At 68.8% G+C, this 17,910-nt stretch carries 15 protein-coding genes; 4 read left to right on the top strand and 11 right to left on the bottom strand.

Going from position 1 to position 17,910, the window contains the following annotated elements; translation table 11 throughout:
- Positions 1-70: 70 nt before the first annotated feature.
- Positions 71-547 (bottom strand): Cd(II)/Pb(II)-responsive transcriptional regulator, encoded by a 477-nt coding sequence (locus QTH87_RS05170; protein ID WP_286607442.1) that lies wholly within the window; start codon positions 545-547, stop codon positions 71-73.
- Between the two features lie 90 nt (positions 548-637).
- Here QTH87_RS05170 and QTH87_RS05165 point away from each other — a divergent pair, with 90 nt between their 5' ends.
- Both QTH87_RS05165 and QTH87_RS05160 read left to right on the top strand, forming a co-directional pair.
- A complete protein-coding gene (locus tag QTH87_RS05165) occupies positions 638-1,654 on the top strand; it encodes a P1 family peptidase (RefSeq protein WP_286607441.1) in 1,017 nt (338 codons plus the stop codon).
- Between the two features lie 112 nt (positions 1,655-1,766).
- On the top strand, positions 1,767-3,125 hold the full coding sequence (locus QTH87_RS05160) for a TAXI family TRAP transporter solute-binding subunit (RefSeq protein WP_286607439.1): 1,359 nt from the start codon (positions 1,767-1,769) through the stop codon (positions 3,123-3,125).
- A 15-nt stretch (positions 3,126-3,140) separates the two neighbouring features.
- Here QTH87_RS05160 and QTH87_RS05155 read toward each other — a convergent pair whose 3' ends face one another.
- Both QTH87_RS05155 and ettA read right to left on the bottom strand, forming a co-directional pair.
- Positions 3,141-4,499, bottom strand: a complete 1,359-nt coding sequence (locus QTH87_RS05155) for a PQQ-dependent sugar dehydrogenase (RefSeq protein ID WP_286607438.1) — start codon at positions 4,497-4,499, stop codon at positions 3,141-3,143.
- A 92-nt stretch (positions 4,500-4,591) separates the two neighbouring features.
- On the bottom strand, positions 4,592-6,253 hold the full coding sequence (gene ettA, locus QTH87_RS05150; protein ID WP_286607437.1) for an energy-dependent translational throttle protein EttA: 1,662 nt from the start codon (positions 6,251-6,253) through the stop codon (positions 4,592-4,594).
- Positions 6,254-6,533: 280 nt separating this feature from the next.
- On the opposite strand from ettA, the gene QTH87_RS05145 reads away from it, so the two are divergent.
- Together QTH87_RS05145 and QTH87_RS05140 are read left to right on the top strand one after the other, a co-directional pair.
- Positions 6,534-8,342: a DEAD/DEAH box helicase gene (locus QTH87_RS05145; protein ID WP_286607436.1), complete on the top strand. Its 1,809-nt coding sequence runs from the start codon at positions 6,534-6,536 to the stop codon at positions 8,340-8,342.
- Between the two features lie 83 nt (positions 8,343-8,425).
- Positions 8,426-9,256, top strand: a complete 831-nt coding sequence (locus tag QTH87_RS05140; protein WP_286607435.1) for a hypothetical protein — start codon at positions 8,426-8,428, stop codon at positions 9,254-9,256.
- A 30-nt stretch (positions 9,257-9,286) separates the two neighbouring features.
- On the opposite strand, the gene QTH87_RS05135 is transcribed toward QTH87_RS05140, so the two are convergent.
- From QTH87_RS05135 to QTH87_RS05100, 8 genes are all read right to left on the bottom strand, one after another.
- Positions 9,287-10,357: an ABC transporter ATP-binding protein gene (locus tag QTH87_RS05135; protein ID WP_286607434.1), complete on the bottom strand. Its 1,071-nt coding sequence runs from the start codon at positions 10,355-10,357 to the stop codon at positions 9,287-9,289.
- Between the two features lie 141 nt (positions 10,358-10,498).
- Positions 10,499-11,356, bottom strand: coding sequence for a carbohydrate ABC transporter permease (locus tag QTH87_RS05130; protein WP_286607433.1), 858 nt, complete (start codon positions 11,354-11,356; stop codon positions 10,499-10,501).
- Positions 11,353-12,228, bottom strand: coding sequence for a carbohydrate ABC transporter permease (locus QTH87_RS05125; protein WP_286607432.1), 876 nt, complete (start codon positions 12,226-12,228; stop codon positions 11,353-11,355). Before QTH87_RS05125 ends, QTH87_RS05130 begins: the two co-directional genes overlap by 4 nt.
- 18 nt (positions 12,229-12,246) lie before the next feature.
- A complete protein-coding gene (locus QTH87_RS05120) occupies positions 12,247-13,626 on the bottom strand; it encodes an ABC transporter substrate-binding protein (protein WP_286607431.1) in 1,380 nt (459 codons plus the stop codon).
- A gap of 82 nt (positions 13,627-13,708) precedes the next feature.
- Positions 13,709-14,455, bottom strand: coding sequence for a FadR/GntR family transcriptional regulator (locus tag QTH87_RS05115; protein WP_286607430.1), 747 nt, complete (start codon positions 14,453-14,455; stop codon positions 13,709-13,711).
- Positions 14,456-14,462: 7 nt separating this feature from the next.
- Entirely contained in the window at positions 14,463-15,404 is a 942-nt protein-coding gene (locus tag QTH87_RS05110; protein ID WP_286607426.1) for a 2-hydroxyacid dehydrogenase, read from the bottom strand.
- Positions 15,405-15,411: 7 nt separating this feature from the next.
- Entirely contained in the window at positions 15,412-16,389 is a 978-nt protein-coding gene (locus QTH87_RS05105) for a Bug family tripartite tricarboxylate transporter substrate binding protein (protein ID WP_286607425.1), read from the bottom strand.
- A gap of 201 nt (positions 16,390-16,590) precedes the next feature.
- Positions 16,591-17,862, bottom strand: a complete 1,272-nt coding sequence (locus QTH87_RS05100; RefSeq protein WP_286607424.1) for an amino acid deaminase — start codon at positions 17,860-17,862, stop codon at positions 16,591-16,593.
- Between the last annotated feature and the right edge of the window lie 48 nt (positions 17,863-17,910).

The raw sequence follows: 17,910 nt of genomic DNA, 5'->3' as shown, positions 1-17,910 counted from the left end.
CAGGCCGCCCGTTCGCCCAAAGCGCGGACTTCGCCGCGCTGGCGGCCCGGCGCCGGCCTGGGGCCAAGCCTCAGACGTGCCGCGCCGCACGCCCACGCTGCGGCTGCGTCGCTGGCTGCCGGTCGGCCCTCGCATGCAGGGTCTCGATGATGTGGCACTGCGCATCGGTGCCGTCGCAGCAGTCGCGCAGCGCGATCAGGTCCTTCTCGAGCGAACGCAGCTCCCGCAGGCGCTCCCGCACGTGGCCCAGGTGGGCATCGAGCGCGACGCAGGCCGCGTCGCAGTCGGCCTTGCTGCGCAGGTCGAGCGCCAGCAGGGTGCGCACCTCGTCGAGCGACATGTCCATGGCCCGGCACAGCCGGATGAAGCGCAGCCGGTGGACGTCGCCGTCGCCGTAGAAGCGGTAGCTGTTGTCGCCGCGGCTCGGCGGCTCGATCAGGCCCTCCTTCTCGTAATAGCGGATGTTGGCCGCGGTCACGCCGCTGCGGGCCGCGGCATCGCCGATGCGATAGGCCGAGACGCCTGGGAGATCAGGTGTGGAATTCATCGCGAAACCTTCAAGCAACTCAAAGCTAGGACATCATCGCAGCGGCGCGCGCCGGGGGCAAGCCGGCGCCGCGGTCGATAATCGCGGGCGATGCCCGATCACCTTTTCTCCGACCTGCCGCACGCCGGCGCCATCACCGACGTCGCCGGCATCGAGGTCGGCCATTTCAGCGACCCGCGCCGGCCTACGGGCTGCACCGTGATCCTCGCGCGCGAAGGCGCCGTCGGCGGCGTCGACGTGCGCGGTGCCGCGCCCGGCACGCGCGAGACCGACCTGCTGGCACCGGGCAACCTGGTGCAGGAAGTGCACGCCGTAATGCTCGCGGGCGGCAGCGCCTGGGGCCTGGCGGCAGCCGACGGCGCCATGCGCTGGCTCGAGGAACAGGGCATCGGCCTCGACGTGCGCTTCGGCATCCTGCCGATCGTGCCCGCGGCCGTGTTGTTCGACCTGCCGGTCGGCGATGCGCGCATCCGGCCCGGGGCCGATGCGGGCTACGCGGCCTGTGCAGCGGCGTCGCGCGCCGCACCGGCCGAGGGCAACGTCGGCGCCGGCAGCGGCGCGCTGGTGGGAAAGCTGTTTGGTCTGCACCGCGCGATGAAGGGCGGCATCGGCACCGCCTCGGTCACGGTCAAGGGCGTCACGGTGGGCGCGCTGATCGCCTGCAACGCCCTGGGCGACGTGCTGGACCCGCATACCGCCCGGGTGATCGCGGGCGCGCGCACCGAAGACGGCAGCGCGCTGCTCGACACCCGGCGCGCGCTGCTGCGCGGCGACCTCCCGCAGCCGCTGCTGGCCGGCACCAACACCACGCTCGGCGTGATCGCCACCGACGCGGTGCTGACCAAGGTGCAGGCCAACCGGCTCGCGACCGTGGCGCACGACGGCCTGGCCCGCGCGATCAATCCGGTGCACACCATGAGCGACGGCGACACCCTCTTCGCGCTCGCCACCGGGCGCGTCGCGCTCGAGGGCGATGCGCCGGGCATGAGCGCACTCGGCGCCATGGCGGCCGAGGTGGTGGCGGTCGCCACGCTGCGCGCCGTGCGTGCCGCGCGTTCTGTGCGCATCGGCGACAGCTGGTTTCCGGCCGCCGCCGACCTGGCCTGAAGGCGTGACGGCGCCAGCGAGCGCTTTGTAACGAGGCCGCGCCCGAAAGCAAAGAGAATGCCGCTGCAGCGGTCAGCCGACCGTCGTTGTCCGCCCTGATCGTCGTCGCCGCATGCCCCAAGCCATTCGCCTGTTCCTGCTGTCCATCCGTGACCTGATCGCCTCCGCGGGGCCGGTCATCCTCCTCGTCGTCGGCCTGCTGGTCGCTGCCTACTGGTGGCTGCAGCCGCAGCCGCCCAAGCGCGTGACGCTCGCCACCGGGCCGGCGGGCAGCGCCTACGCCGAGTTCGGCAAGCGCTATGCCGCAGCGCTCGGGCACGACGGCATCGAGGTCGAGCTCAAGCCCACCGACGGCTCGCTCGACAACCTCGAGCTGCTGCGCAGCGGCGGCGCCGACGTGGCCTTCGTGCGCGGCGGCAGCGCCGATCCCGTGAAGGACGAGGCCGAGGGCCTGACCTCGCTCGGCAGCCTGTTCTACGAGCCGCTGTGGTTCTTCTACCGCACCGATGCAGCGCGGCAGGTAGACCGCAAGACCGGCAAGCTCAGCACGCTGACGCAGCTCAAGGACCTGCGCATCAACGTCGACAAGGCTGGCAGCGGCGTGCCGGACATCATGGACCGGATGTTCCGCGCCAACCACATGGACCCGTCGACGCTGAACCTGTCGAACCTCGAGCAGACGCCCGCCACGGAGGCCCTGCAGGCCGGCCTGCTCGACGTCATCGTGCTGGCTTCGGCGCCGCAGTCGCCGCTGGTGCAGAAGCTGCTGCGTTCCCCCGACATCCAGCTCATGGACTTCGCGCAGAGCGATGCCTATTCGCGCCGCTTCAGTTTCCTGCAGCCCGTGACGCTGCCGCGCGGCGTGGTCGACCTGGCGGCCGACCTGCCGGCACAGGACGTCTCGCTGCTGGCCGCCACCACCTCGCTGCTGTCGCGCGAGGAGACCCACCCGGCCCTGCGCCAGCTGTTCGCGCAGACTGCCCAGACGCTGCACAGCGGCGCCGGCTGGTTCCACCGCGCACGCGACTTCCCCAACACGCGCACCAGCGAACTGCCGGTGAGCCCCGAGGGCGATCGCGCGATCAACGGCACGCCACCCTTCTGGCAGCGCTACCTGCCCTTCTGGGCCAGCAATCTCGTCGAGCGCATGTGGCTGGTGCTCGGCGGCCTGCTGGTGCTGATGCTGCCTCTGTCGCGCATCGTGCCGCCGCTCTACCAGTTCCGCGTGCGGCGCCGCGTCTTCCGCTGGTATGCGCGGCTGCGCGAGGTCGAGCACCGGCTGGAGGCCGGCAGCGCCGACACCGAAGGGCTGCTGAAGGAGCTCGCCGATCTCGACCGCGTGGTCAACAAGGTCGCGGTGCCGCTTTCCTATGCGGACGAACTCTACGCCCTGCGCAACAACATCCACGCGGTGCGAAAGCGCGTCCAGGCGCGGGCGCCGGGCGGCGAGGCAGTGGTGGCCGCAGCCTGATCGCCGCGCCGGCCTTCAGGGCGTCTGCAGGCGCAGCAGCTTGCCGTTGCTGCCGTCGGTCAGCAGGTAGAGCCAGCCGTCGGGGCCCTGGCGCACGTCACGGATGCGTTCGCCGCGCTCGGCCAGGAGCCGTTCGCGTGCCGAGACCGTGTCGCCGTTCAGCGTGAGCCGCCACAGCGCGGTGCCGGCCAGCGCGCCGACGAAGAGATTGCCCTTCCACGCGGGCAGCTGGTCGCCGGTGTAGAACGCCATCCCGCTCGGCGCGATGGAAGACTTGGCGGTGCCGGGCGTCCAGGCCGAGCCGTCGGCCCGCTCCCACCAGGCCAGCGGCTGTTCCAGGCCGGCCTTGGCCGTGCCCTCGCCGATCTGCGTCAGCGTGCCGTATTCCTGGCCGTAGCTGATCACGGGCCAGCCGTAGTTGCGGCCGGGCAGCGTGAGGTTGACCTCGTCGCCGCCCTGCGGACCGTGCTCGCTGGTCCACAGTTCACCGGTCACGGGATGCAGGGCCGCGCCCTGCGGGTTGCGGTGGCCGTAGCTCCAGATCGCCGGCTGCGCGCCGGCCGGTCCGGCCGCGAAGGGATTGCCGGGCGCCGCGGCGCCATCGGTCGTGATCCGCATCACCTTGCCGTTGCCGCGCGTGAGGTCCTGCGCGAAGCCGCGCTCACCGGGCAGCAGGCGCTCGCCAAGCGTGACGAACAGGTAGCCGTTGCGATCGAACACCAGCCGCGAACCGAAGTGCGCGCTGCTCGCGACCTTGGGCAACTGGCGGTAGATGACGGCAAGGTTCGACAGCGTGTGGCTCGCCGCATCGAGCTCGGCCCGCGCCACCGCCGTGCCGTTGAGGCTCGGGTTGGTGCCGTCGCTCTCGGCAAAGCTGAAGTAGATGCGGCGGTTGCTCGCGAAGGCCGGATCGACCGCCACGTCGAGCAGCCCGCCCTGCCCGCTGGCCGCGACCGCGGGCAGGCCCGCGATCTGGTCGGCGCCACCGTTGGCTGCACTGCCGTCGGCATTGCGCAGCCGAAGCTGGCCGCCGCGCTGGGTGATCAGCATCCGGCCATCGGGCAGAAAGGCCAGGCCCCAGGGCGTGTCGAGTCCGGTGGCGAGTTCGGTCACCTTGAACTGCATCGGGGTCGGGGTCGGGGTCGGGGTCGGGGCCGGCGCGGCCGGTCCGGTGGCCTGCGTCGTGACCGTGATGTCGGGCTGGGACGGCACCACCGCGGGCGTCGGCGTGGAGGTTGCGCCGACGCCGAAGGCGGAAACCGCGACATTGACGCCGCCGCCCCCGCCACCGCAGCCCGAGAGCACCGCGAGGCCGGCCAGCGCCATCAGGCCGGAGGCCGACAGGGCCGGCACGCAAGCGATCGAGGCTTTCACTGCACGCTCCTTCGAGCGCCCGGCGCTCGGTTGTCGATGGAGCGCCAGTTTGCCAGCCGCGGCCGCGCGCGGAAAGCGGGTTGAACGCCTTGCTACTTGAGCGCCTTGAAGCGCATGCGGTGCGGCTTCGCGCCCTCTTCGCCCAGGCGCTTCTTCTTGTCGGCCTCGTACTCCTGGTAGTTGCCGTTGAAGAAGGTCCACTGGCTGTCGCCTTCTGCGGCCAGGATGTGGGTCGCGATCCGGTCGAGAAACCAGCGGTCGTGGCTGATGACCAGCACCGAGCCCGCGAACTCGAGCAGCGCGTCTTCCAGTGCGCGCAGCGTCTCGACGTCGAGGTCGTTCGACGGTTCGTCGAGCATCAGCACGTTGCCGCCCGCGATCAGGGTCTTGGCCAGGTGCAGCCGGCCGCGTTCACCGCCCGACAGCGTGCCGACCTTCTTCTGCTGGTCGGCGCCGTTGAAGTTGAAGCGCCCGGCGTAGGCCCGGCTGGCCATCTGGAACTTGCCGACGTTGATGATGTCGAGGCCGTTCGAGATGTCTTCCCACACGGTCTTCTCGTTGCCGAGTGCATCGCGGCTCTGGTCGACGAAGGCCATCTTGACGGTCGAGCCGATCACGACCTCGCCGGTATCGGGCGTCTCCTTGCCGGCGATCAGCTTGAACAGCGTCGACTTGCCGGCGCCATTCGGGCCGATGATGCCGACGATCGCGCCGGCCGGGATCTCGAAGCTCAGGTTGTCGATCAGCACGCGGTCGCCGAAGGACTTGGTGACGTTCTTGAATTCGATCACCTGGTTGCCGAGGCGCTCGGCGACCGGAATGAAGATTTCCTGCGTCTCGTTGCGCTTCTGGTATTCGAAGTCGCTCAGCTCCTCGAAGCGGGCCAGACGCGACTTGCTCTTCGCCTGGCGTGCCTTCGGGTTCTGGCGCGACCATTCGAGTTCCTTCTTCAGGGCCTTGGCGTGGGCTTCCTCGCTCTTCTGCTCCTGCGCCAGGCGTTCGCCCTTCTGCTCGAGCCAGGTGCTGTAGTTGCCCTTCCAGGGAATGCCACGGCCGCGGTCGAGTTCCAGGATCCACTCGGCCGCGTTGTCGAGGAAGTAGCGATCGTGGGTGATCGCGACCACGGTGCCCGGAAAGCGCTGCAGGAACACCTCGAGCCACTCGACCGATTCGGCGTCCAGGTGGTTGGTGGGTTCGTCGAGCAGCAGCATGTCGGGCTTGGACAGCAGCAGGCGGCACAGCGCCACGCGGCGCTTCTCGCCGCCCGACAGCACGCCGATGTTGGCGTCCCAGGGCGGCAGGCGCAGCGCGTCGGCGGCAATCTCGAGCTGGTGCTCGGAATCGGTGCCGGCGGTGGCGATGATGGCCTCGAGTTCGGCCTGCTCGGCGGCCAGCGCGTCGAAGTCGGCGTCCTCGGCGCCGTAGGCCACGTAGACCTCCTCGAGGCGTGCCTTGGCCGCGTAGACCGCGCCCATGGCCTCCTCGACCGACTCGCGCACGGTATGCGCGGCGTTGAGCTTGGGTTCCTGCTCGAGGTAGCCGATCGTGAGGCCGGGCATCGGCAGTGCCTCGCCTTCGATCTCCTTGTCGATGCCGGCCATGATCTTCAGGAGCGAAGACTTGCCCGAGCCGTTCAAGCCCAGGACGCCGATCTTGGCGCCCGGGAAGAACGACAGCGAAATGTCCTTCAAGATCTGCCGCTTGGGCGGCACGGTCTTGCTGACCTTGTTCATGGTGTAGACGTACTGGGCCATCAGATTGCTTGCATTTCAGAGGTGAGAGGGGCTGCGCGGGCACCCGGAGCGGGCGCGGCGGAACACCGATTATCGACTCATGCGACAATAGGGCCTGTTGCCGGGTCCAGTTGCCCGCAACGCCGGCTCTCTGCCGGGGACGAAGAAGGCCTTTCCTCACTCTGAAGACAGGCATTCGGGCTCCCACCCCTGACCTTCATCCGCCCTTACTGGCTCGACGTCCGCATGACGCCCGAGCGGGTGGATACCACTGCGCCGTGTAGGGCGCTTATTGAACTCAATGAACTTTGATGAACTGAAGCTGGCCCCGGCCATCTTGAAGGCCGTGCATGAGCAAGGCTACGAAACGCCGACGCCGATCCAGGCCCAGGCCATTCCGGCCGTGCTCGACGGCCACGACCTGCTGGGCGGCGCCCAGACCGGCACCGGCAAGACCGCTGCCTTCACCCTCCCCCTGCTGCACAAGCTCTCGATGAGCCGCAGCGCCACCAACAAGTTCGGCGGCACCGGCATCCGTGCGCTGGTGCTGACCCCCACGCGGGAACTCGCGGCCCAGGTCGAGGAATCGATCCGCACCTACGGCAAGTACCTGCAGCTGAGCTCGACCGTGATCTTCGGCGGCGTCGGCATGAACCCGCAGATCAGCAAGCTCAAGAGCGGCATCGACATCCTGGTCGCCACGCCCGGCCGCCTGCTCGACCTCCAGCAGCAAGGCATGCTCGACCTGTCGCAGGTGCAGATGCTGGTGCTCGACGAGGCCGACCGCATGCTCGACATGGGCTTCATCCACGACGTCAAGAAGATCCTCGCGCTGGTGCCCCGTGAAAAGCAGAGCCTGCTGTTCTCGGCCACCTTCAGCGACGAGATCCGCGACCTCGCGGCCACGCTGCTCAAGAACCCGCAGAGCATCCAGGTCACGCCACGCAATACCACGGTGCAGCGCATCACGCAGGTGATCCACCCGGTCGGCCGCGGCAAGAAGAAGGCGCTGCTCGCGCACATCATCAACGAGCACAAGTGGAGCCAGGTGCTGGTCTTCACGCGCACCAAGTTCGGCGCCAACAACGTCGCCGAGTTCCTGACCAAGAACGGCATCGAGGCGATGGCGCTGCACGGCAACAAGAGCCAGAGCGCACGCACCCAGGCGCTGGCCGGCTTCAAGAGCGGCGACATCCGTGCCCTGGTCGCGACCGACATCGCGGCCCGCGGCATCGACATCGACGAGCTGCCGCACGTCGTCAACTACGAGATCCCGAACGTCAGCGAAGACTACGTGCACCGCATCGGCCGCACCGGCCGCGCGGGCTCGAGCGGCGAGGCCGTGAGCTTCGTCTGCCTCGACGAGGAAGGCTTCATGCAGGAGATCGAACGCTTCACGAAGCAGACGATCCCGGTCCAGGTGATCGATGGTTTCGGTCCCGAAGAGGGCGAGCGCGCCGAACCGATCGCCATGGGCCGCCAGACCATCTGGGGCGGCGCCGGTCGTCCGCCGAGCCGCGAGGTCATGCAGGCTGCGGCCAAGGCGGCACGCAGCGAGATGATGCAGCGCATCCGCGACAACAAGGCCGGCCAGGGCGAACGCCCGGGCGGCGGCGGTGGTGGCGGCGGCAACGGCGGTGGCCAGCGCCGCGGTGGCGGAGCCGGCAACGGCCAGGGCGCCCCGGCAGGTCGCGGTGGCAATGGCGGCGGCCAGGGTGGGCGCGGCCAGGGCGGCCGTGGCCAGGGCCCGGCGCGCTCGTCGCAAGGTCCGGCACGCACGCCGCACCATGCGCCGGCCCATCACCTGCCGCATGAAGAGCGCCAGCCGCGCCATCATGGCAACAGCCACAGCCCGACCCAGGCCGACGCGGTGGCGCATCTGCGCGCCGAAGCGGTCGCAGGCGGCGAGGGTCAGCCGGATCCGTTGCGCACCAGCGTCGACAGCCTCGGCGGCGGTCGCGGTCGTCGCGGCGGCGGTGGCGGCTTCGGCGGCAACCGTTCCGGCGGTGGCGGCGGTGGCCGCTCGGGCGGCGGCTACGGCGGCGGCGGTGGCCGTTCGGGTGGCGGCGGCTACGGCGGTGGCGGCGGTGGCCGTTCGTTCGGCCGCTGAGCGCATCGGCGCCCGGCCAGTTCAAGAAGGGTGCCTCGGCACCCTTTTTTCATGGTGCTGCCGCAGACGATAAGCTGCATGCCATGAACGCCTCGAAGCTGCGCCTCGCTCTCCTGACCCTGCTGGCGGCCGCCCTCCTTGCGGCCAGCTGGTGGTCGCCCACGGACCGCGCCGCGCGCGAGCAGATGACGTCGGGCCTGCAGCGCTCGCTCGCGGTGTTCGCCGCCGCGCGCGCGCTCGGCGCCGTGATCTCGGTGGCGCAGGGCACGCAGCTCGACGTCAAGCCCGTGGGGGTCGGCGTGAGCCTCGCACCGGGCCAAGCGCTGCAGCCGATCAACGCGCTGATCGACCAATTCTCCACCGTGATGCTGGTGGCCAGCGTGTCCTTCGGCATCCAGCTGCTGCTGCTCGAGATCGGCAGCCACTGGACGGTGTCGGCACTGCTCTCGGCCGCGGTGCTGGCGGCCGCCCTCCTCGGCTGGCGCGGCCGCCCGGGTGCGGGGCGCTGGCTGCGCCCGCTGCTGGTGCTGCTGATCGTGCTGCGCTTCGCGGTGCCGATGACCGCGCTGGCCAACGGCGTGCTGCATCGCGTCTTCATGGAGGAGGAATACCGCGCCGAGCTCGCGAGCATCGAACGCTCGCCCGCCACGGTTCTCGGCAAGGCCGCGGACAAGGCGCCGGTGGACGACAGCCTGGGCGCCCGCATCCGCCAGTGGGTGCCCGACCTGACGGAGCTGCGCGCCAGCTACGACGCCATGCTCAAGGCGGCGGCCGACTGGAGCCGAACCATCGTCAAGCTGATCGCGCTGTTCGTGCTGCAGACCGTGATGCTGCCCGTGGTGCTGCTGTGGCTCTCGTGGCGGCTGGCACGCGCGATCGCGGCCAGGCTGCTGCCGTCCGCGCGCAACGCCTGACATCCGCCGCGCCGACACGGCGCGCGCGTTTCAGCTCAGGCGCTTGCCGCTCTGGCGGTCGAACAGGTGAACGCTCTCGGCGCCGATCACGAGCCCCACGATCTGGTCGGGCCCGACGTCGACCCGGCCATGCACCGTGAGCGTGAGCTGGGCTTCGCCGACCTGCACCAGCAGCTCGGTCTCGGCGCCCGTGGGCTCGACCACGATCACCTTCGCCGGCACGCCGTTGCCGGCCTCGGCAAGCGCGATGTCTCCCGGACGCACGCCGTAGTGCACCGGCTGGCCGTCGGCTGCGCTACCGGCGGCCGGAGCCGGCCAGGAGGCGCCCTGGGCCTCGACCCGACACTCGCCGCCGGTGCGCCGCACCGTGCCCTCGAGCACGTTCATCGAGGGCGAGCCGATGAACTGGGCCACGAACAGGTTGTCGGGGCGGTCGTAGAGCTCGAGCGGCGTGCCGATCTGCTCGACCGCGCCGTCGTGCATCACCACGATGCGATCGGCCATGGTCATGGCCTCGATCTGGTCGTGCGTGACATAGACGGTGGTGGTCTTGAGGCGCTGGTGCAGGGCCTTGATCTCGGCCCGCATCGCGACCCGCAGCTTGGCATCGAGGTTCGACAGCGGCTCGTCGAACAGGAACACCTTGGGGTCGCGCACGATGGCGCGTCCCATGGCCACGCGCTGCCGCTGGCCGCCCGAGAGCTCGCGCGGGTAGCGCCCGAGCAGCGGGCCGAGGTTGAGGATCTTCGCGGCATCGGCGACGCGCTGCTCGGTCAGCGCCTTCTCGGCCTTGCGCAGCCGCAGGCTGAAGCCCATGTTCTCGCCGACCGTCATGTGCGGATAGAGCGCGTAGCTCTGGAACACCATCGCGATGTCGCGGTCCTTCGATTCGAGCTCGTTGACCACCCGGCCGTCGATCATGATCTCGCCGCCGCTGATCTCCTCGAGGCCCGCCAGCATGCGCAGCAGGGTCGACTTGCCGCAGCCCGAGGGCCCAACCAGCACCACGAACTCGCCGTCCTCGATCTCGAAGCCCAGCCGCTCGATGATGCGGGTCTTGCCGTAGGACTTCTGGACGTCCTTGAAGGTCACTGAGGCCATGTTGCTTCTCTTTCTCTCTGTTGGCCCGGCGAAGCCCGGGCCCGTTCGGGGGACACCGCGGAACCGGCTTTGCCGGGCCGCAGGTGTCGCCCCCTGAAAGGGGGTGGGCGCCCGGACACGAAGTGCCGGGCAACCTGGGGGTCAGCTCTTGACCGCTCCGGCCGTGATGCCGCCGACCATGTAGCGCTTAAAGGTGTAGTAGATGGCCGCCGGCGGCAGCGCGTAGATGATCCCGGTCGCCATGAGCAGCTCCCACGGCGAGTCGTCGGCCGCGAGGAAGTTGCCGAGCGCCACGGCGAGCGTCACGCTGCGGTCGTTCGACAGCAGCAGGAAGGCGTAGAGGTACTCGTTCCAGGCCAGCAGCAGTGCGTAGGTTCCCACCGCCACCAGCGACGGCACCATGAGCGGCAGGTAGACCAGCCGGAACAGCTGCAGCGGCGAGGCGCCGTCCATGCGCGCAGCCTCGTCGAGCTCGTAGGGCAGCTTGTCCGAGGCCTGCTTGAGCACCCAGATGCAGTAGGGCGAGGCGATGGTCACCATCGCGAGGATCAGTGCCCACTGGCTGTTGAGCAGGCCGTAGTTGCCCATGGTCTTGTACATCGGCACCGCGAGGAAGGCCGCGGGGATGAAGTAGGTGAAGAGCGCCATGTTCATCACCGTGCGGCCACCGCGCACGCGCAGCCGGCTGATCGCGAAGGCGGCCGTGGTGGCGACGAACAGCGTGATCGCACCGACCGCCACCGCGATGAACAGCGAGTTGCCGAGCTGCACCCAGAAGTGGTCGAGGTAGAAGTGCTTCTGCTGGAACACGGTGCTGAAGTTGTCGAAGGTCGGCGAATCGGGCCACAGGCGTCCGCTGGTCGCGGTGCCGCGCGGCGAGATCGCGAACAGCACCATGTGGTAGACCGGGATCAGCGTCCACAGCAGCACCGGGATGCCGATCAGCAGCAGCTTGGCCTCGTTGCCGACGGCCTTGAGGGTCCAGCGCTTGCGGCTCATTTCGACAACCTCTTCATCATGAAATACACCAGCGGCAGCACCAGCGGCATGGCAACCACGATCGAGGCCATCGACAGGTCGACCTGGTCGAGCCGCAGGTAGCGGATGCCGAGCGTGGCGAGCACATGCGTGAGGTCGGCCGGCCCGCCGCCGGTCAGCAGGTAGACGCTGTTGAAGTCGCCGAGGGTCCAGATCATCGACAGGATCAGCGAGGTCACGTAGAGCGTGCGCAGCGCCGGCCAGCTGATGAAGCGGAACTTCTGCCAGGAGCTCGCGCCGTCGACCGATGCCGCCTCGTACTGCTCGCCCGGGATCGCAAGTCGGCCGGCGACCAGGATCAGGGTCCAGAACGGCAGCGACTTCCAGATGTGCATCAGCATCGCGAAGATCAGTGCCAGCGTCGGGTCGTTGAGCCAGTTGGGGCCGTCGAGACCGGTCAGCCGGAAGATGGTGGAGTTGATCACGCCCCACTCGGGATTCAGCATGAAGCGCACCGAGAGGATGGTCGGGATCGACGGCAAGGCCCACGGCAGGATGAAGATCCCCGCGAGGATCTTGATCCACCAGCGCGAGCGCACGAAGAAGCCCGAGAGCACCAGCGCCACCCCCATCTTCACGTTGATGGCGACCACCAGGAAGATGATGGTGTTGAGCACCGAGCGGAAGAAGATCGGGTCTTCCACCAGGTGCACGTAGCTCTGCGGATGGCGTGCCAGCCAGAGCCCGTAGCACACCGGGTAGAGCACGAAGATGGCGAACACCAGCAGGTAGGGGATGGCCATCATCCGGCCCCAGAACTGCCAGCGTCCGAGCTTCGTGGCGGGGATCGCGGCGGGCCCGGCAGCGGCCACTGCGCTTGCGTTGGAACTCATGTCGGGCACCGCCTCGGGTCAGCGTCCCGCGACGACCTTGATGCGCTCGATCATCTCGTCGACCGCCTTGTCCACCGGCACCTTGTCGCTCACGACCCGGTTCATCGCCTTGGCCCAGACGTTCTCGTTGTTGAGGATCGTGAACTTGTAGTTCTTCGTGAACTCGAAGGTCACGGTGCCTGCCGCGTACTGGTTGTAGACCGACTTGCGGTGCGCGTCGGCCTGCCAGAACGGGCTCGCCTGGCCGGCCTTGGTCACGGGGAACCAGCGTCCCAGCGAGCCTTCGACGTACGGCGTGAGGTTCTCCTCCTGCAGCAGGAAGGCCACGAATTCCTTGGCGCGCTGCTTGTTCTTGGCTTCCTTGAACACCACGCCGGTCTTCACGGCCGTGCGATAGACCATCTTGCTGCCGTCGGGCTTGCTCGGGAAGCCGGCGGTGCGGATGCGCTCGGTGTAGTTCTTCCGGGCTTCCTCGCGCTGCTCGGGCGTGAGCGACGCGTTGTTGGAATCATCGAGCCACTTGGCCGGCAACGAGATGGTCGCGTTGTGCGTCATCACGGTGGTCTTGTTGTGGAAGGCGACATTGTTGTCCGGGTCCTTCCAGCTGGTCGACGACGGCGGCGTGCAGCCCGTCAGGTAGGGCTTGGTGTAGTCGGTCATGGCCGCGATCAGGCCGGCGCGCACGGCCGGGTCGTCGACCATCAGCTTGCCGCTGTCGCTCACCAGCTTCACGTTGTAGGCATCGGCGAAGGTCAGGAACGAATAGAACGCATCGCTCGAGTCCACGCCCATCGGCATGCCGATGCCGAAGTTGCGCTTGCCGCTCTTCTGCCGGCTCGCGGGCTGCACCTTCTCGCACCAGAACGACCAGTAGTCCTTCCAGTTGGTCGGGATGTCCGATTCCTTGAATCCTGCCTCGTTGAGCATGTCGATCCAGTACTCGACGTGCATCGTCTGCTGCTTGATCGGGAAGGCGTAGTAGGCCTTGGACTTGGTCTTGTCGTTGTAGAGGAAGGTGGTCTCGATGGTGTTGGGCGAGAAGCGCGAGGCGATCGGCGCCATCACGCTCGTGATGTCCTCGAGCTTGTCGTCGTAGGCCCACTTGCCCGTGACCTGGAAGTCGTAGACGTCGGCGTACGCAACGTCGGGCGGGCTGCCGGAATCGAGCGCCGAGACGGTCTTCGGGATCATGTCCTGCACCGGATACTGCGACAGCTCGACCTTCACGCCCTTGTGCTTGTCCTCGAACTTCTTGATCGCCGCGAACAGCGCATCGTCCTCGGCCTTGTAGAAGCCCTTGACCCACCAGATGGTGAGCTTCTCCTGCGCCGAAGCCTGCCCGGCGACGACCAGGCCCAGGGCCATCAGCGCCGGAACCACGATTGCTTTGAGTTTCATGTCTCTGGTCTCCTTCTTCTTGCAACGGTCTGCTCGATGCTTCGAGCGGGGGGTGGGAAACGAAACGGGTCGGCGCGCGGCCTCAGGCGGTCGCGCGAATGTGTTGTGGCGGTCGGGACAGGCGCGGCAGGCGTCGGCGCGAGCCCAGCACCTCGTCGATGTCCTCGCGGGCGCCGTCGATGAGCTTGATGATCGCGCGCTCGGCACGCGCCGGATTGCGTGCGATGACGGCATCGAGCACCGCGCGGTGCATCGGCAGCGATTGCGCCGGGCCATCCTTCTTGATGGTGGAGATCTCGAAGCTGGTGCGCAGCAGGGCATGCAGCGCCTTGCTCATCTGCGCCAGCATGCGGTTGCGCGCGCTGCGCAGCAGCCCGTTGTGGAAGCGCAGGTCGTAGGTGACGTAGTCGCCGCCGAACTCGACCGCGTGCTTCATGCCCGCGTAGGCGGCCTCGATCTCCTCGATGTCGGCATCGGTGGCGCGTTCGGCCGCCAGGCGCACGGCGGCCGGCTCGACGGCCCGGCGGAGGTCCTGCAGGTCGCGCAGGAACTCGGGCGTCAGGCCGGCACGCGCCTGCCAGGTGATGACGTCGGGATCGAACCAGTTCCAGTGCTCGTCCGGCAGGACGCGGGTGCCGAGCTTGGGGCCCGTGATGATCAGGCCCTTGGCCACCAGCGACTTCACGGCCTCACGCACCACGGTGCGGCTCACACCCAGCGATTCGCACAGGATCGGCTCGGCCGGCATCGGGGTGCCGACTGCATAGCGGCGCGAGACGATGGCCTCGCCGAGCAGGTCGAGCGTGCGGCCGTGCGTGTTCTTGGTCATGCCGCGTTCAGGCGTCGACGGGAGTCAGCAGCGGCTGTCCCGCGAAATGCGCGCACAGGTTGTCGAAGGTGAGGCGGGCCATCGCCTCGCGCGTCTGCCGCGTGCCGCTGCCGATGTGCGGCGTCAGCACCACGTTGGGCATGTTGCGCAACGACTCGGGCACGTTCGGCTCGCCGACGAAGACATCGAGTGCGGCGCCCGCGATGATGCCGCCCTGCAGCGCATCGACCAGCGCCGGCTGGTCGACCACGGTGCCGCGCGCGACGTTGACCAGGTAGCCGTCGGGGCCGAGCGCCTTGAGCACGTCCGCATCGATCATGCCGAGCGTGCCCGCGCCGCCCGGCGTGATGACGACCAGGAAGTCGCTCGCCGCGGCCAGCGACACGGCGTCGGGGTGATAGCCATAGCCGACGCCGGCCCGCGGCGAGCGCGCGGTGTAGGCGATCTGCATGCCGAAGGCGGTGGCGCGGTGCGCGATGGCCTGGCCGATGCGGCCCATTCCGACGATGCCGAGCTTCGCGCCGCTGACCTTGCGGCTCAGCGTGAACGGGCCGCTCGTCCATTCGCCGGCGCGCACGAAGCGGTCGGCCTGCGGTATGCGTCGAGCGACGGAGATCAGCAGACCGATCGCGAGGTCGGCCACGTCGTCGTTGAGCACGTCGGGCGTGTTGGTGACGGGAACGCCGCGCTCGTGCGCGGCCGCCACGTCGACGCCGTCGTAGCCGACGCCGAAGACCGTGATGACCTCGAGCGCCGGCAGCTGCGCGATCAGTTCGCGCGGCACCTTGGCCTCGCCGTTGGCGACCACGCCGCGGATGCGCGGCGCCACCGCCGCGAAGGCGGCCGGGTCGCTAGCGTGGATGCGGTCGTGCACCGTGAACCTGCCGCGCAGCGCTTCCATCAGGAAGGGCATCAGCGGGGCGACGACCAGTACGTCCGGAAGACTCATGGCTTGCTCACACCTTGATGCCGAGCTTCTGCACCAGCTGTTTGAAGTAGTCGTGGTCGCGCTGCATCGCCTTGCCGAAATCATCGGCGTCGAGGTAGGCGAAGCCGAGGTTGAGCTTCTCGAGCTGCTCGCGGAACTGCGGCTCGTCGGCGCCCTTGCGCGCGGTGTTGCGCAGCACGGTGGAAATGTTCGCCGGCGTGGCCTTGTGCACCGCCAGGCCGCGCCAGGTGCCGATCGAGAGATCGATCTTTCGCTCCTTGAGCGTGGGCACCTTGTCGAAGGCCTTGAGCCGCTGGTCGGCCATCACGGCCAGCATCTTGAGCTTGCCGCTCTGCACGTGGACCGCGACCTCGCCGGGGCTCACGGCCACCGCGTCGATGTGGCCGCCGAGCAGTGCCACCACGCCGGGCGCGGCGCCCTGGAACGGCACGTGGTTGAACCTGGTGCCGGTCTTGTCCTCGAGGCCGGCGGCCGCCAGATGCCAGATCGAGCCGTTGCCGGAGTTGCCGACCTTCATCTCGTCGGGCTTGGCCTTGGCGGCCGCGATGAATTCCTCGATGGTGTTCCAGGGCGCATCGGCGCGCACCGTGATCGCGGCCGGATCGGCATTGAGCCGCGCGATGGGCTGGAAGTCGGCATAGCTGAACTTGGCGAGGCCCAGGTGCGGCAGGATCACGAGCTCGGCGATCACGACGCACACCTTCGAGCCATCGGGCTTGCCGTTGAGCACGTCGCTCATGCCGACCACGCCGCTCGCGCCGGGCCGGTCGTTGACCACCAGCGGCTGGGAGATGTGGGTCTTGGCGGCCTCGGCGAAGGCACGCGCCAGGGCATCGGTACCGCCACCTGCGGATGCCGGCACGACCAGCTCGACAGGCTTGGTCGGATAGTCCTCGGCATGGACCGACCAGGCCGTCGGCAGCAGTGCCGCGGCACCGAGACCTTGCAGCACGCGACGGCGGCTGACGTTCGAGGGAATGCGCATGAAAAGTTGTCTCCTGCGATGGGTCCGGACGGCCACGGGGCCGTTCGATGCGCGGCTCTCTGGCCGGGTCTGAATCAAATCATATGATGATTGAATTGCGCCTCGCGCAGGACAAACCCTGAGTGCCCGAACGCACCCCGGAGGCCACCGGCGCGCCATCGCTCACCGCTCCGGAGCGTCCGCGTCAGCCGCCTGAAACTTTCAGAAACGTGTATGGATGGCGCCGGTCACCGCGCCGTCGTCCTCGACCAGCGCCATCCAGCGCCACTTGTCGAAGGTGGTGCACGGATGCGAGATGCCCAGGGCCACGCGGTCGCCGACCTGCGGCGTGATCGCGCCCGGATCGAAACGCAGGTAGGCATGCTGGTCGTTGAGCGCGCTCACGTGCCAGCCGGCCGGCGCCTTCGATGCCACGCGTTCGCCGCGGCGCGCATGGCGCACCGGGATCGGCATGTCGATGTCGAAGGAAATGTCGCGCCGGCCGCAGCTCAGCAGCGCCAGGCCGGGCTCGGGCACCGACTGCACCATCGACCAGACCTCGAGCGCCGCACGCAGTGAGCTCTCGAGACCTTCGCGCTGCTCGACCTGCCGCAGGAAGCGCGCGTAGTTGCCGTGGTCGTGCGTGACGTAGCAGCCCGAGCGCAGCACGCCCTGCACCGGGCGCGAAAGGCCCTGCGCACGCAGCAGCGGCACGACGAGATCGAACACCGCCGATCCGCCGGCGCTCAGCAGCAGGTGCTCGTCGCCGAACAGGCCGCGCGCATCGCAGGCGCGCGCAGCCGCGAGCACACGCTCGACGAGTGCGGTCACTTCGCGCGCGTCGTGTGCACTGTCGCAGCGCGCGAGCCCGCCTTCGTAGCATTCGATGCCGCCGAGCCGCACCGCCGGTGAAGCAGCGATCGCACCGGCCAGCGCAAGCGCCTCTTCGTGCGTGCGGCAGCCCGTGCGCTGGCCCTCGATGCCGATCTCGAGCAGCACGTCGAAGCGGCGTGCCGAGCGGCGACGGCGCTGCCAGTCCTCGATCACCGCGAGCTGTGCGGATGAATCGACGAGGAACCACACGCGCAGGCCATCGTGGCGCGTGAGCAGCAGGTCGAGTCCATCGAGATCGGCGCCACCGAGCACCTGGTTGGCGATGATGGCGCGCCGCACGCCGGCCTCCACGCCCACCGCCAGCTGGAACACGGTCGCGAAGGTCAGGCCCCAGGCGCCGCCGGCCAGCTGCATGGCGAAAAGCTCGGGCGACATGGTCGTCTTGCCGTGCGGCGCCAGCAGCACGCCCTTGCGGCGCGCGTAGTCCTGCATCCACGCGATGTTGTGCGCCAGGGCGGAGCGGCTGAGGGTCGCCAGCGGATAGGGCAGCGCGTCGTCGAGCACGTGCCAGCCATGCTCGCCGATCCGCGCGGCCTCGCAGGGCGTGGCGCCGATCGGATAGCTCTTGCTTCTGTGGTCGAGGGTCGTGTCGGTTGTCATGGCAGGAACGATGTGGATTATTCTCGGCGCAGGACAGCGTACCAAAGG

The sequence above is a fragment of the Variovorax jilinensis genome, assembly GCF_030316885.1.
GTDB classification, from domain to species: Bacteria; Pseudomonadota; Gammaproteobacteria; order Burkholderiales; family Burkholderiaceae_C; genus Variovorax; species Variovorax jilinensis.
This window is presented reverse-complemented; position numbering and strand designations above follow the sequence as displayed.

Bases quoted from the DNA above. Each gene is read 5' to 3' on its own strand.
- QTH87_RS05160 (WP_286607439.1), top strand. From the start codon at position 1,767: ATGCCCCAAGCCATTCGCCTGTTCCTGCTGTCCATCCGTGACCTGATC.
- ettA (WP_286607437.1), bottom strand. From the start codon at position 6,253: ATGGCCCAGTACGTCTACACCATGAACAAGGTCAGCAAGACCGTGCCG.
- QTH87_RS05125 (WP_286607432.1), bottom strand. From the start codon at position 12,228: ATGAGTTCCAACGCAAGCGCAGTGGCCGCTGCCGGGCCCGCCGCGATC.
- QTH87_RS05135 (WP_286607434.1), bottom strand. From the start codon at position 10,357: ATGGCCTCAGTGACCTTCAAGGACGTCCAGAAGTCCTACGGCAAGACC.
- QTH87_RS05100 (WP_286607424.1), bottom strand. From the start codon at position 17,862: ATGACAACCGACACGACCCTCGACCACAGAAGCAAGAGCTATCCGATC.
- QTH87_RS05110 (WP_286607426.1), bottom strand. From the start codon at position 15,404: ATGAGTCTTCCGGACGTACTGGTCGTCGCCCCGCTGATGCCCTTCCTG.
- QTH87_RS05170 (WP_286607442.1), bottom strand. From the start codon at position 547: ATGAATTCCACACCTGATCTCCCAGGCGTCTCGGCCTATCGCATCGGC.
- QTH87_RS05140 (WP_286607435.1), top strand. From the start codon at position 8,426: ATGAACGCCTCGAAGCTGCGCCTCGCTCTCCTGACCCTGCTGGCGGCC.
- QTH87_RS05115 (WP_286607430.1), bottom strand. From the start codon at position 14,455: ATGACCAAGAACACGCACGGCCGCACGCTCGACCTGCTCGGCGAGGCC.
- QTH87_RS05120 (WP_286607431.1), bottom strand. From the start codon at position 13,626: ATGAAACTCAAAGCAATCGTGGTTCCGGCGCTGATGGCCCTGGGCCTG.
- QTH87_RS05165 (WP_286607441.1), top strand. From the start codon at position 638: ATGCCCGATCACCTTTTCTCCGACCTGCCGCACGCCGGCGCCATCACC.
- QTH87_RS05105 (WP_286607425.1), bottom strand. From the start codon at position 16,389: ATGCGCATTCCCTCGAACGTCAGCCGCCGTCGCGTGCTGCAAGGTCTC.
- QTH87_RS05130 (WP_286607433.1), bottom strand. From the start codon at position 11,356: ATGAGCCGCAAGCGCTGGACCCTCAAGGCCGTCGGCAACGAGGCCAAG.
- QTH87_RS05145 (WP_286607436.1), top strand. From the start codon at position 6,534: ATGAACTTTGATGAACTGAAGCTGGCCCCGGCCATCTTGAAGGCCGTG.